A 13,038-nucleotide genomic window follows, 5' to 3' on the forward strand; every position below is an offset into this window, starting at 1 on the left:
TTTTGAGATGTATCTAAGTAGCCGCTACGTGAATTTCAATTCACTGAACCTTTTTCTGTCCAGCCAGCGCGGCGTTGACCAGTGCGAAGGCTTCTGGGGCTGCCCAGTCGGCAGGGCCGAACATGGTGCCGATTTCGCAGCCGTCTTCACCAATCATGATTGTGCTTGGCAGGCCTGGGGCTTTGCCTTTGGTGCGCAGGTTGTTGAAGGTGTCCATGGTGTGGTCTGAGAAGTATGCCAGATCCTTCACGCCGATATCGCTCAGGAACTTCAGTGGCTTTGGATTGTTCTCGCCGCGGTCCATGTTGACGGCGATGACGTTGAACTCTTCGCTGCCTGCCTCACGCTGCAGTTTGTCCAGATGCGGCATTTCTTTGCGGCACGGAGCGCACCAGGTGGCCCAAAGGTTGAGCAGCTTGGTGCCTTTCAGGTCTGCCATGGTGATGAAGTTGCCGTCAGCATCATTAAATTTCAGCTCAGAGAGATTCAAAGGCTTCTCGGCAGGCAGGAAAGCGGCCACTTCGCCTGTGGTCAAACCCTTGAGATTTTTTGCGGTATTCATTGAAGAAGAGCAGGCGAGGGCTTGTGGATCCTCACTTTTTTGCTGATTAAGCGCCCATACGGCTCCGCCTACGACGACAAATCCAGCTAATGCTGCAATAAGCCCTTTTCCGAGGCCGAACTTTCCGGTAACTGTCAGTTTCTTCATATTAAACCCAAATCATAATGAGGCTAGACATGAGCAACCGCATGTGGGGGGGCCGTTTTGCGGAAGGGCCAGATGCAATCATGGAAGAGATCAATGCTTCCATTGATTTTGATCGCAAGCTCTTTCAACAAGACATAGCCGGGTCCAAGGCTCATGTTAGCATGTTGGCTGCACAGGGCATCGTTAGCGCAGAAGATGCCGAAAAGATAGCTCAGGGTCTAGACACAATTCTGTCAGAGATCGAAGAGGGCACCTTTACCTTCTCTCGTGCGCTTGAAGACATTCACATGAATATCGAAGCGCGTCTGGCTGAATTGATTGGCCCGACCGCTGGCCGTCTTCACACAGCTCGTTCACGTAACGACCAGGTTGCCACAGATTTCCGTCTTTGGGTACGCGACTCTTTGGACGATCTTGAGGCACAAGTGACCGACCTGATGCAGGCTCTTGCTGAAAAAGCAGAAGAGCATGCAGCAGTTGTGATGCCGGGCTTTACACACCTTCAGTCCGCGCAGCCGGTGACTTTCGGTCACCACCTGATGGCTTATGTCGAAATGTTCTCTCGTGATCGCTCCCGTCTTCAGGATGCGCGTGCGCGTATGAATGAGAGTCCTCTTGGCTGTGCTGCGCTTGCTGGTACATCTTTCCCGATTGACCGTGAGATGACTGCGGCTTCTCTGGGCTTTGATCGTCCGACTGCAAACTCTCTTGATGGTGTTTCTGACCGTGACTTTGCCATTGAAGCGCTGGCGGATGCGTCCATCTGTGCGATGCACTTGTCTCGTCTGGCAGAAGAGATTGTGATCTGGTGTTCTGCCCAGTTCGGCTTCATCAAGCTTTCCGACAAGTTTTCGACCGGTTCTTCCATCATGCCACAGAAGAAGAACCCGGATGCAGCTGAGCTGATCCGTGCGAAGACTGGCCGTATTTATGGCGCGTTGAACTCTCTTCTCGTGATGATGAAGGGTTTGCCGCTGACCTACTCTAAGGACATGCAGGAAGACAAAGAGCAGGCGTTTGACGCTCTGCCGAACCTGTCTCTGGCTCTGGCAGCCATGACTGGCATGATGCGTGACCTTGAGCCGAATGTGAAGGTGCTGAAGAAAGCTGCTGGTTCTGGTTACTCCACCGCAACTGATCTGGCTGACTGGTGTGTGCGTGTGGTTGGTATGCCATTCCGTGATGCTCACCATGTGACTGGTGCACTTGTTAAGATGGCTGTCGATAAAGGTGTAGACCTGCATCGCCTGACATTGGAAGAGATGCAGAGCGTTGAACCGAAGATCACGGATGATGTCTACAGCGTTCTTTCCGTTGATAAATCTGTTCGCAGCCGAGTTTCTTATGGTGGCACAAGCCCGGTGAATGTGCGTAAGCAATCTCGCCGTTGGCTTAAGCAGCTTGAGCGTGAGCAGAAGACGGAAAAGTAAGTCTGTTCTTCGGATGATCTTGCAGTCATCGTTGTTACGGTGCAGAAATAAAACTGAGAGTAGGCTCGGGTTCGCCCGAGTCAGTCCTTAGGTCGAATTTCTGGTTTGGTAAGATCATCCAGATTGGAGCAGAGAAAACATGAGCTCGCAAGGCATGAAAGACATTACAAAAAGCCGTAGTTCCAAGCTTTTGATTGGCCTCACAATTGTTGCACTCGGACTGAGTGTTTCCGCTTGTGGGCGTAAAGGCAGTTTGGAAACGCCAAGCCAAGCTCGGGCGACTGCAGATGGTGCACCGCCACCCCTGAACGATGCTCCTGTACCAGAGATCCCTGGAGATAAGGACGAAAGTCTGTTTCTGGATCCGTTGATTGGTGCGGATGAGGATGATCCCGACTTCAATTTTTAGACTGGTTCGCTAAGCCCACCGGGGCGGAGCCAGCGCAGAGGACCTACATTGCATTACTTTGAGTTTAAGGATGGCGTGCTTCACGCTGAAGATGTTGCACTGAGCGAAATTGCAGCGGAAGTTGGAACACCATTTTACTGCTATTCCCGCGCGACATTTGAACGTCACTTCAAGGTTTTTGATGGTGCGTTTGATGGAATAGATCATCTGACCTGTTATGCAATGAAGGCGAACTCCAACATCGCTATTTTGACGGTGTTGGCGAAACTTGGCGCTGGTGCGGATGTTGTTTCTGAAGGGGAACTGCGCCGTGCACTGAAAGCGGGCATTCCTGCAAACAAGATTGTGTTCTCCGGCGTTGGCAAGACCCGTCAGGAAATGCGCTTTGCGCTGAATGCAGACATCCTGTGCTTCAATGTGGAATCCGAGCCTGAGCTGAAGCGGCTTTCTGCCGTTGCTTCCGAGATGGGTAAGACTGCGCCGATTTCTCTGCGCATCAATCCGGACGTTGATGCGAAGACCCACGCTAAGATCTCTACTGGTCTGGCTGCGAATAAGTTTGGCATTGCCTGGGACCGTGCGCGCGCTGTTTACAACGAAGCTGCGCAGCTGCCGGGCCTGAAAGTGACTGGTATGGACATGCATATCGGCTCTCAGATCACTGAGCTTGGGCCTTTTGATGATGCTTTGGAACGCCTTGGTGTGCTGATTGGCATGCTGAAGGAAGATGGCATTGAGATTGACCACCTTGATGTGGGTGGTGGTCTTGGCATTCCTTACGGAAGCGGAATTGAAGCGCCGCTGCCAACTGAATATGCGAAGGTTGTTCGTAAGCACATTGAGCGCCTTGGCGTGACGCTGATTACCGAACCTGGCCGTTTGATTGCCGGAAACGCCGGTATTCTCGTTACCGAAACGATTTATCGTAAAGAAGGTGAAGCGAAGAACTTCGTCATCGTGGATGCTGCGATGAACGATCTGATCCGCCCAACTCTTTATGAAGCCCATCATGACATTGGTGCGGTGAGCGAAGAGCGTCAGACCGGTGAGCAGATGCTGGCGGATGTTGTTGGGCCAGTTTGTGAAACCGGTGACTACATTGCTCGTGACCGGGAGTTGCCGAAGTTTGAGGAAGGCGACCTGCTGGCTGTTTATTCCTGCGGTGCTTACGGTGCGACCCAATCCGGCACGTACAACACGCGTCTTCTGGTGCCTGAAGTTTTGGTTGATGGCGACAAGTTTGCGATCATCCGTCAGCGTCCAAGTTACGATGAGTTACTAAATCAAGACGTTGTGCCGAACTGGGTTGAAAAGGCTTAACTCTGTTTGAAAGCCCCTTAGGTTTGCCAGATTGCTGATCTACGTTAATCGCCGTATGCTCAAAAGAAAAAGCAGGCGGCGATTAGCGAGGCCTTTGTGACCCATCAGAATGAGAATGGCGGCAATAAAAACCTAAAGAATGCCATAGCTTCTGCAAGTGAATTGCGAGAGCATAAGACGCGTTATGGCGAAGGGGCCGGGCTATTTGGCCTGTGGCAGTCCCTGTTTTCTCAAAGATTATCCTATCGATTGAAAAGGCTGGCTTTTAAAGCGCAGCTTTATTTGTTTTGGGAGCGGTTTTGGCCCGCCATTCAGGTGCCGCTTATTGTGGCGTGCCTGTATGTTGCCGTTAGCTTTTTAGGGCTGTGGCAGCTGCTTGGGTTTTATGGCTCTGCGGTGGGATCAATCCTGTTTCTCGTTGTTTTCATTTGGAGTTGCTACCCGCTTTTACGTCTGAAGCTTCCCGATGAAGCGGAGGGGCTGCGCAAGGTTGAGCTTGCCAGTGATCTACCGCACCGACCTTTGCTCTCCTACAAGGATGAGCAGGCGACCGGGATGGATGATGAAGAGGCGCTTGCGCTTTGGTCTGCGCATCAAAAGCGGTTGCGAGAGCGGCTTAAAAACCTGCGTGTTGGGGGCGTTAATCCGCGCGGGTTTGCCAAAGATCCTTATGCCCTGCGTGTTTTCGCCGTTATGTTGCTTGTGGTGGGGTATTCCGTTTCGGATGCGAACCGGTGGTCCAGCCTTTTGGCACCGTTCCAGTCTCAGGGTGTGGGAAGTGTTTTACCTGCTCGCATTGATGCGTGGGTTACTCCGCCAGCTTACACGGGTGAGGCTCCTGTTTTCCTCAGCGGGGATGCCAATCAACTGCGGGATTCTCGAGATGCGCTCTCGATTGCCAGTGGCAGTGAGGTGTTGGTGCGGGCACAGGGCACTGGTGAATTCTCCGTTGTTTATTTTTCGCGCCGTGGACAAGAAGTTTTGGAACCGGAACGTGTTCAGCCGGGAGCTGGTGAAAGCTCTGCAGAGCTGAAAACCACCGAATGGCGGTTTCCGTTGAACTCAAGCGGACGCTTGCAGATCCTTCAAAATGACTCTCCGAAATATTCCTGGAAGATTGCTATTCGCCCTGACTTGCCGCCGCGCATTCGTTTGTTTGATGATCCGGAAGAGCAGCTTTCAGGCAGTCTCAAGCTGACTTATCTGGTGCAGGATGATTACCGCGTGGTTTCTGCTGAGGCTATTATGGAGCAGGTTCAGCGCGGGGATGAGGATAAACAAGGCCGATCTCTGGTGGAGGCGCCACGGTTTAACCTGAGCTTGCCGCCCAAAGATTCCAAAATGGCTGTTGGGCAGACCTTTCAGGATTTGACGGCTCATCCATGGGCAGGTTCTGAGGTGGCTCTTGTGCTTGTTGCTCGTGATGAGGCGGAGCAAGAGGGGCGCTCGCAGCCCGTTTATATCAAGCTTCCGGAGCGCCGGTTCAATAAACCTTTGGCGCGGGCTGTTGTTGAGCAGCGCCGTAATCTCGCAATGAACGTTGAGAGCTATCCGCAGGTGGTGGATGCGCTGGATATGCTGATGATTGCGCCGGAGCGGTTCATCGATGATGCAGGGTCTTATCTGCCGTTGCGGTTTGCTTATGCCGAGTTGGTTGCAGCCAATACGGATGAACAGCTGACAGACATGCTGGACGTGTTGTGGAACGTGGCGCTGACGATTGAGGATGGTGGCTTATCTGCTGCCGAGCGGGCTTTGCGTGAGGCGCAGGAGGCATTGCGGAGGGCATTGGAACAGGGGGCTTCGGAGCAGGAAATTGCTGAGCTGATGAGTGATCTGCGTAAGGCGCTGGATGATTATCTGAAATCTATGGCCCAGCAGATGCGCGAGAACCCTCAGCAGCTTGGTCAGATGCCGATGGATGAGAACTCTCAACAGATCACGCCACGAGATCTGGATGACATGTTGCGCCGCATGGAAGAGCTGGCGAAAACCGGTTCTTTGGAGGCGGCGCGTGAGCTGTTGGCGCAGATGCAGCAGATGCTGGAAAACATGCAGAACGCGCAGCAACAACAGCAAGCGCCAAGCCAGCAGCAACAAGAGATGTTGCAGGCCCTGGAAGATCTTGGTGAGATGATCCAGAAGCAGCGCAACCTGATGGATGAAACGCACCAGTTTGATCCGGATAGCCAGCAACGCCGGCCAGGCCAGTGCAATGACCAGCAGGATAAGCGAGGTCAGGGTGGTGAGATGAGCAATGAGGAGGCTCAGCAAGCCTTCCGCGAGTTGCAGAAGCAGCAGCGCAATCTTTCTGACGACCTGCAGAAGCTGCTCGACAGCATGGCAAACAACGGTGCCAAGCCGAGCAAAGATCTGGATAGTGCTGGTAACTCCATGGAGGATGCTGGTGACGCACTTGGAGCGCAACAGGCGGATGAGGCTGTATCTGAGCAGAGTCAGGCCCTGGAATCCTTGCGCAAAGGCGCTCAGCAGCTTGCAGAGCAACTGGCCGGACAGGCTGGTGGGCAAGGGCAAGCAACCAACTCTCCGCTGAACGAGGACCCGCTTGGCCGTATGCGCCGTGTTGAGGGGCCGGAGTTTGGCAGTCAGGTGAAAGTGCCTGATGAGATTGAGGTTCAGCGGGCGCGGCGTATTTTGGAAGAGCTGCGCCGCCGGCTTTCCGATCCCGATCGTCCGCAACTTGAGCTGGAGTATCTGGAACGGTTGATGAAGCGCTACTGATTTGCGGATTCAGGATGCTTTAATGAAGAGTTAGAAAACTAGATTGATCGCGATGTCGGTCCTTCCAGTTTTCTTTGCCATTTGGCGGCTCCTTCATTGTCGTGCCCGCTTTAGCTCCTGTACTTTCGCCATGAGCCAGACAGATCCAAACAAACCTGAAGTTCTGTCACACATCATCGAAGAGGTGATGGATGACTGCATCAGGGTGTTTGTGCTTAAAGGGCTGCAAGCCTGTTCCATGGAAGACTTCTATGAGGCCTGTGGACCGCATCGGGCGTATGTGGAAGAGCACTTCACGACCAAGCAAGACTTCTGCGCTGCGGTTTTGCTGTGGTGGCTCAACAGCATTTTTGCGGAGTTGAAAAGCACCATTTCGCTGCACTCCAATCTGCATTCGGCTATCGAAGCCGTGCTTTATGAGTTCATCGATATCTGTGTCGGTCATCGTGAAAGCAAGCACGGTGATAAATTTTGTGTGCTCGACAATATGGCGTTGTTTGACGAGGAACTGCTGGCGAAGTTTGCGATGTATTATCAGGAGGGTGTGAAGCATTTTCGCCTGAAGTTCATGGATCTGAAGAGTGAGCTTAAAGACCCTGATGACATTGAGAAGCTTCTGATCTTCTATGTGATGATCCTTGAGGGGCTTTATGTTCTGATCCGGCGTGGGTTCTCCCGCAATATGCTTTTTGAATATGCTGATATGAGCCTGCATACGCTGGAATTTTATGAGAAGCGCCCGTCTGATAAGGCAGCTGATTAAAGGTCCGCAGGTATCGGCTGCGAAACTGAAGCTGAATGAGGGCGTTAGAGACCGGTTTAGCTGGTCACGGCTTGTCTGAGTAGCTGCTGTGCAAGTGTGAGGGCGGGGTCGTTGCCTTGGCGGATGTCTTCTGGTGTTGGCATAACTGGATAATCCGGATGTATCCCAACTCCTTCAAACCTTGTCCCATCTGGAAAATCAGTACGCTTTGCCGAGATTGTGAGCTGTGTTTCGGGCAGAGGTGCCTCAAAATAGGGTTGTCCGGTTGAGCCCGCGGACGCTTCTCCAACGATTGTTGCGCGTCCGGAATGTTTTAGAGGTATCAAGAGATCTTCGGTTGCTGAGCCGCTGCCAATATCAATCAGAATAATCAGCTTTCCTCGAAACGGTGTGGCACTGGCTGGGAAGGTCTCGCCGTTTGTGAGGAGATGCATGGGCGTTGTTTCAGCGTTGGGCTGGGTGTGATGTGCGGAGAGTTCTCCGTTTTGCCATGCAGCCACGCCTTGTTCAGCTTTCTCCAGTCCGGTGATCTGAGGTGTTCGTTCCATCCAGATTGCGATCGGCTCCAGGCAGAGTTTTTTCATGAGCTTCATGGGTGTGTTGCCGCCGCCATTGCCACGTAAGTCAAGGATGAGTGGGGACTGGTTGTCGATCTGGCTTAGGAAGGCGAGAGCTTGTTCCTCGTACTCTGGTTTTGAGAAGCTGCGGATGATCAGGCGTGGATGCTTTCCCGACGTGTCGAGTTCAAATGCTTTAAGACATGAAAGTGGATGCTTGTGTCCTGCGCGGGTGGTCTGCAGGCTTTGCCCGTCGTGAAGAGTGATGTTGAGTTGGTTTGGCAAAAGAAAGCTATTGAATAGCAGCAGGTTGCGTTCTGCCGCTTCTGGCTTTGAGGCGCTGACAAGATTTGTGTACCTCGCAAAGAACTCATTAGCAGGAAGGTCATTGACCTGCTCAATGACGTCTCCGGTTTTGATGTCTGTGCGGGTTGAACCACAAACCGCCCAAGCACGTTTTGAGGCTGCTACGGGTAGGGGGCGTGTCCAGAACCCGAAACCTGAGTTTTGCAAGAGCGTGAAATCAATGAAGTGAGTATGCGCGTTCTTAAGGCGAGCCAGATAGCTCTGCGTTGCGAGCAGGAAGCCACGGCGATCTTCGACGTCTTCCAATGCACCCAGATAATGAAAGTAGAGATCTGCGTTGCTGGTTTCCGGGATGTTTTCCCAATGCGCGAAACAGCTCTCTACCGCTGAATATATTCGGCTGGCTGCATAATACTTTGCTACAGGAGGAAGGGGCGCTGCCGGGTCTTCCAAGCGCATCATTGCTTGTTGAAGGACAGAAGTCTCTTGTTCCATGGGAAAGCTCACTCAAAACCAACAATGAAATATGCGCATAGAAGATCAGGAAACCCCGATTTTGTACAGCGTGTTGGATTTAGGTTTGGCGCTTGAGACTGAAAAAACAAAACGCGACCGCTCGGAGGAGGGATCGCGTTTCTTGAAACTTTATTGGGGAAGGGCTTTAAGCAAACGCGGTTTGCTGAGAGCCTTCTTCTTCTTCTGCCAAGGCAGTGGTGACGGCTTTTCTGACTTCCACCAGTGAAAATGGTTTTGTCAGAACGTCCTTCACGCATTTACCGACTTCTTCAGAGCGTTCACGCTGGTCTGCGTAACCGGTCATCAAAAGGATTGGCAGGCCCGGATAGCGAGCGCTACTTTGCATCGCAAGTTCGATACCATCCATCTCCGGCATTCTGATGTCGGAGAGCAGAAGGTCAAACCTGCCCTGCTGTTGCAGCAGTACAAGAGCGGCTTCGGCGCCATCTTCTACGGCGGTCACTTTGTGCCCGTCCAGCTCCAATGCACGTTTTACAAAGGCGCGGACCGCATCATCGTCTTCCGTCAGAAGTATGTGAGCCATTATAGCCCCCCTAGTTAGTCGTCACCTTCCTGCGGCACGTAGCCGATGAATGGTAACTGTCTCCATGCATGCCCCATGTCCATGCCGTAGCCGACGACGAATTTATCCGGACAATCAAAGCCCGTATAATCCGATTTAACATCGGCTTTTCTGTGGTTCGGTTTGTCCAGGAGTGCAGCAATCCGGACAGACTTGGCTCCACGTTCGGCGATCATGTCGCGTGCAAACTTCAGAGTGCGGCCGGATTCAAGAATATCATCGACCAAGATGACGTCTCTTCCGGTCACGTCGCTTTCGATATCGCGGAGGACTTTTACCTCTCCTGACGACACCGTTCCACTTCCATAACTTGAAAGGTGTAAAAATTCCATTTCCGGAACGGAACCTGCTCTGTGCAAAGCACGGGCAAGGTCAGCTGCAAAAATGAAGCTTCCTTTCAAGACCGCTACTACGAGGAGATTGTGAGGCTTGTCCTGTGAGATAGCTTCTGCGACGGCTTTTACGCGTGCCGCGATTGCTTCTTCATCAAACAGCACGCGGATTTCCGGGTTACCGGTCATCTAATGCTCGCTCTTTTCTTTTGGCGCTCAACAAAGCGCAATTGAATGTCGGCGGCTCGCTCTGGCGGATTGTTTAGCCGAGCTCTGAACCGGGTTTTATCACCTGGTGCAAGCCAGTCTTCTCTTGGCTCAACAATCCAGGAGTGTATCTCTTGCGTGTCCAGTGAGCGCAACGCCAGCTTAATCGCCGGAATATACGTCTCGCTTCTTGTAATATTTTCTACAGAACCTTCCACAACAAGCACGACGGAACCGTCGTCCACCTCACGGAATGTTCTCAGATCCTTAAATACAAGACCACGCAGATTTACGGTCATACCAGCCAACTGGTAAAGACCAGCCAAATCGGGGAAGGTTCTTACGATTGATTCACGGTAGTGCACAGCTGAAAAACAGAGTGCGAGTGAAGCAGCAAGAAGACTTGCGCCCAGCAGGCCTTTCGCGCTTATAACACCTGATTTGCGGGATGACTTGGTTTTTTTTCTAGATCTTCGGTTGGACTTTTGAGAGGTGCCTTCAGATTTCTTTTTATCGTCGGGTTTATCCTCTTCAGAACCCGTTGGTTCTTCTGATGCCTCATAGGAGTTGCCGGCCTTGTCACTGGACTGAGTGTCGGTGTCCTTGCCCATAGAACCGCTTGAATCTGAAGGTTCTTCCTTGGGTTTTCCTACAAGGTCTTCTTCTGAAAATGCTTCGTGACGATCTGCTTTATCGCCGAGACCAGCCCAATCGCTTTCATCCAAACTTTCGGAGAACGAGGGCTCTTTGCGGTCATCATCGGGTGTTGAATTGTTGTGTACTTCGGGCTCAGCATCGAGTGCAGCAGCCCAATCGTCCTCTACCTCTGGTGTAACCTGCCAGATATGATTGCAGCTGGCGCATTTTACTTTGCGGCCAGTCTCTCCAATTTTGTCCGTTGGGATCTCGTAGGCAGTATTACATTGAGGGCAGATAATTTTCATCGAGCGTGGTCCAAAAGCGGTTGGCCTTTAAAAGGAATGGACAAGCCGCTTAAATCCTTCATTTTCTAGCGTATTCGTCTTCGAGAGCCGAAGGAGGCTGTCGGGAACACGTCTCAGAGCCACCAAATATGCAATATACTCACAAGTACTCAACTGCGTAGGCTTTGACTAGCCTAAATACTGGTGCTTCACGTCAGGTTGAGTGACTAGAATTTATACTATCTGAAGTATGAGGACCTCTATATCCTTAATGAAGTGTTAATTTATTCGAGGGATATCCAAAGGAACAGGCTCGCATAAATTTGCAGGGGTAAGTTCAGTCAAAAATTGAACGCGAGAAAATTATTTTTTAGAGTGATTTGCACGAGTTTGGCCTCATTTTTCTGATAAGGCGAAACCTTACGTCTGCTAGGGGAATTTTCGGTGATACGCTTTGAGAATGTGGGACTTCGGTATGGCATGGGCACTGAAGTACTTCGGGATTTGACCTTTTCCATTGAGCCGCAATCTTTTCAGTTTCTCACTGGTCCTTCAGGTGCGGGCAAAACCAGTTTGCTTCGCCTGTTATTCCTTTCTATGCGCCCCACTCGTGGGTTGATTTCTGTTTTTGGCAAAGACACCACCAAGATCGCAAAGGCTGAGCTGCCATCTATGCGCCGCCGGATTGGTGTGGTGTTTCAGGATTTCCGGTTGCTGGATCACCTGACCACCTACGAGAATGTGGCTCTGCCGCACCGTGTTGCAGGGAAATCCGAGGCAGAGTACCGTCCTGATGTGATTGATTTGCTGAAGTGGGTTGGGCTTGGCGACCGTATGCATGTGCTGCCACCTGTTCTTTCCGGTGGGGAAAAACAGCGTGCTGCTATTGCGCGGGCGTTGATCACGCGGCCTGAAGTTTTGCTCGCGGATGAGCCGACAGGTAACGTGGACCCGCCGCTTGCCCGCCGTTTACTGCGTTTGTTCATTGAGTTGAACCGGCTTGGCACTTCCGTGGTGATCGCAACCCACGATTTCCATTTGCTGGAGCAGGTGGAAGCTCGGCATCTTATCCTCAACGACGGGCGGTTGGCTGTTCATGACTGATACTCAGCAAAGAAGAGAACCGCCAATGTCTGGCCCAAAGTCCGGGCCAAAACGTGCGTCAGCTGGACAAAAAAGGCCTGGCAAGCCACGGAAAGGACCGCCAAAAGGCAAGGGTGGTCGCCCGGTTAAAAAAGCGGCGGGTGCGAAACCTTCCGGTTTACGGTTTAAGCTCAAAGAAAGACCTGCCCCGATTGTTCCGCCGCAGGCGATCTCCGGTCAGGCTTTGATGCTTGTTGTGGCGATCATGAGTTTTCTGGCCTGCCTGACCGTTGGATTTGTGGCCATCGTCAATGATGCGGCGAATGACTGGACCAATGATCTGGTGCGCGAGGTCACTGTGCAGATCCGTCCTGCGGATGGCGTGAACATGTTGCAGGAGATTGATCGCACGCTGGCTCTTGTTCGCGAGTTTCCCGGTGTTGGAGATGCGCGCGCTCTTTCTGATGAAGAAACCAAGGGATTGCTTCAGCCCTGGCTTGGGGAGGGGCTTGAACTGGAAGAGCTTCCGGTTCCGCGTCTTGTTCTGGTGGAGATAGATGATCCTGAGCTGCTTAATCTGGCAGATATGAAGGCTCAGATTGAGCAGGATATTCGTGCTGCGTCGGTGGATGATCACCGTGTCTGGAATCGTCAACTTTCAGCTATGGCGAACACAGCTGTGCTTGTGGGTTTTGGTATTCTGGTGCTCGTGCTGTTTTCCATGGTGCTCTCCGTCATTTTTGCGACGCAGGCTGCTATGTCCGGTAACAAGGATGTGGTTGAGGTGCTGCACTTTGTTGGCGCGGAAGTCAGCTTTATTGCCTCCGAGTTTCAGCGTCACTTCCTGGTGTTAGGGCTTAAAGGCGGGGTCATTGGCGGTACGATTGCCGCACTGAGCTTTCTGGTTATGGGCTTCTTTGGCAGCTCGGACATCACTTCCGTTAGCGGTAATCAAGTGCAGGCCCTGTTTGGGGCGGTGCAGGTGAGTGCGATTGGGTACGTTGGAATTGTTGCTGTTGTGGTGCTTGTTGCGGTCTTAACCGCCCTGACGTCTCGTCTGGCTGTCCACAGACATTTGGCAAATATGGATTAAGTGTCGTTTTCTTTCCATTTTCGCCAGTTCTGATATGTAGTCAGGAAAATATTCGTTCAGGTTTG

Annotated in this window: 12 protein-coding genes; 7 read left to right on the top strand and 5 right to left on the bottom strand. The window is 52.1% G+C overall.

The window, feature by feature from the left end:
• Positions 1–40: 40 nt before the first annotated feature.
• Positions 41–709 (bottom strand): TlpA disulfide reductase family protein, encoded by a 669-nt coding sequence (locus PPL9_RS21495; protein ID WP_057464644.1) that lies wholly within the window; start codon positions 707–709, stop codon positions 41–43.
• A 29-nt stretch (positions 710–738) separates the two neighbouring features.
• Between PPL9_RS21495 and argH the strand changes: the two genes are divergently transcribed.
• The 5 genes from argH to PPL9_RS21520 all read left to right on the top strand — a co-directional run bounded on the left by argH (position 739) and on the right by PPL9_RS21520 (position 7,373).
• Positions 739–2,139: an argininosuccinate lyase gene (argH, locus tag PPL9_RS21500; protein ID WP_057464645.1), complete on the top strand. Its 1,401-nt coding sequence runs from the start codon at positions 739–741 to the stop codon at positions 2,137–2,139.
• 139 nt (positions 2,140–2,278) lie between these two features.
• Complete coding sequence (locus PPL9_RS21505; protein WP_057464646.1) at positions 2,279–2,548, top strand: lipoprotein; 270 nt, start codon at positions 2,279–2,281, stop codon at positions 2,546–2,548.
• A gap of 48 nt (positions 2,549–2,596) precedes the next feature.
• The gene (gene lysA, locus PPL9_RS21510; RefSeq protein ID WP_057464647.1) at positions 2,597–3,868 is read left to right on the top strand and encodes a diaminopimelate decarboxylase; all 1,272 of its coding nucleotides are present in this window, start codon (positions 2,597–2,599) and stop codon (positions 3,866–3,868) included.
• A 96-nt stretch (positions 3,869–3,964) separates the two neighbouring features.
• On the top strand, positions 3,965–6,610 hold the full coding sequence (locus PPL9_RS21515; protein WP_057464648.1) for a TIGR02302 family protein: 2,646 nt from the start codon (positions 3,965–3,967) through the stop codon (positions 6,608–6,610).
• 130 nt (positions 6,611–6,740) lie between these two features.
• A complete protein-coding gene (locus PPL9_RS21520) occupies positions 6,741–7,373 on the top strand; it encodes a TetR/AcrR family transcriptional regulator (RefSeq protein WP_057464717.1) in 633 nt (210 codons plus the stop codon).
• Between the two features lie 56 nt (positions 7,374–7,429).
• Here PPL9_RS21520 and PPL9_RS21525 read toward each other — a convergent pair whose 3' ends face one another.
• The 4 genes from PPL9_RS21525 to PPL9_RS21540 all read right to left on the bottom strand — a co-directional run bounded on the left by PPL9_RS21525 (position 7,430) and on the right by PPL9_RS21540 (position 10,818).
• Positions 7,430–8,731: a S41 family peptidase gene (locus tag PPL9_RS21525; RefSeq protein ID WP_057464649.1), complete on the bottom strand. Its 1,302-nt coding sequence runs from the start codon at positions 8,729–8,731 to the stop codon at positions 7,430–7,432.
• A 166-nt stretch (positions 8,732–8,897) separates the two neighbouring features.
• Positions 8,898–9,296 carry a response regulator gene (locus PPL9_RS21530; protein WP_057464650.1) on the bottom strand — a complete coding sequence of 133 codons (399 nt, stop codon included), beginning with the start codon at positions 9,294–9,296 and terminating at the stop codon, positions 8,898–8,900.
• Between the two features lie 14 nt (positions 9,297–9,310).
• A complete protein-coding gene (hpt, locus tag PPL9_RS21535) occupies positions 9,311–9,856 on the bottom strand; it encodes a hypoxanthine phosphoribosyltransferase (protein WP_057464651.1) in 546 nt (181 codons plus the stop codon).
• Positions 9,853–10,818 carry a zinc-ribbon domain-containing protein gene (locus tag PPL9_RS21540; RefSeq protein ID WP_057464652.1) on the bottom strand — a complete coding sequence of 322 codons (966 nt, stop codon included), beginning with the start codon at positions 10,816–10,818 and terminating at the stop codon, positions 9,853–9,855. Before PPL9_RS21540 ends, hpt begins: the two co-directional genes overlap by 4 nt.
• Before the next feature lie 423 nt (positions 10,819–11,241).
• Here PPL9_RS21540 and ftsE point away from each other — a divergent pair, with 423 nt between their 5' ends.
• Together ftsE and PPL9_RS21550 are read left to right on the top strand one after the other, a co-directional pair.
• Positions 11,242–11,901 carry a cell division ATP-binding protein FtsE gene (gene ftsE / locus PPL9_RS21545; RefSeq protein WP_057464653.1) on the top strand — a complete coding sequence of 220 codons (660 nt, stop codon included), beginning with the start codon at positions 11,242–11,244 and terminating at the stop codon, positions 11,899–11,901.
• A 25-nt stretch (positions 11,902–11,926) separates the two neighbouring features.
• Complete coding sequence (locus tag PPL9_RS21550; protein ID WP_057464654.1) at positions 11,927–12,973, top strand: ABC transporter permease; 1,047 nt, start codon at positions 11,927–11,929, stop codon at positions 12,971–12,973.
• Positions 12,974–13,038: the final 65 nt, after the last annotated feature.

Source organism: Pseudovibrio sp. POLY-S9 (assembly GCF_001431305.1).
Classification (GTDB): Bacteria; Pseudomonadota; Alphaproteobacteria; order Rhizobiales; family Stappiaceae; genus Pseudovibrio.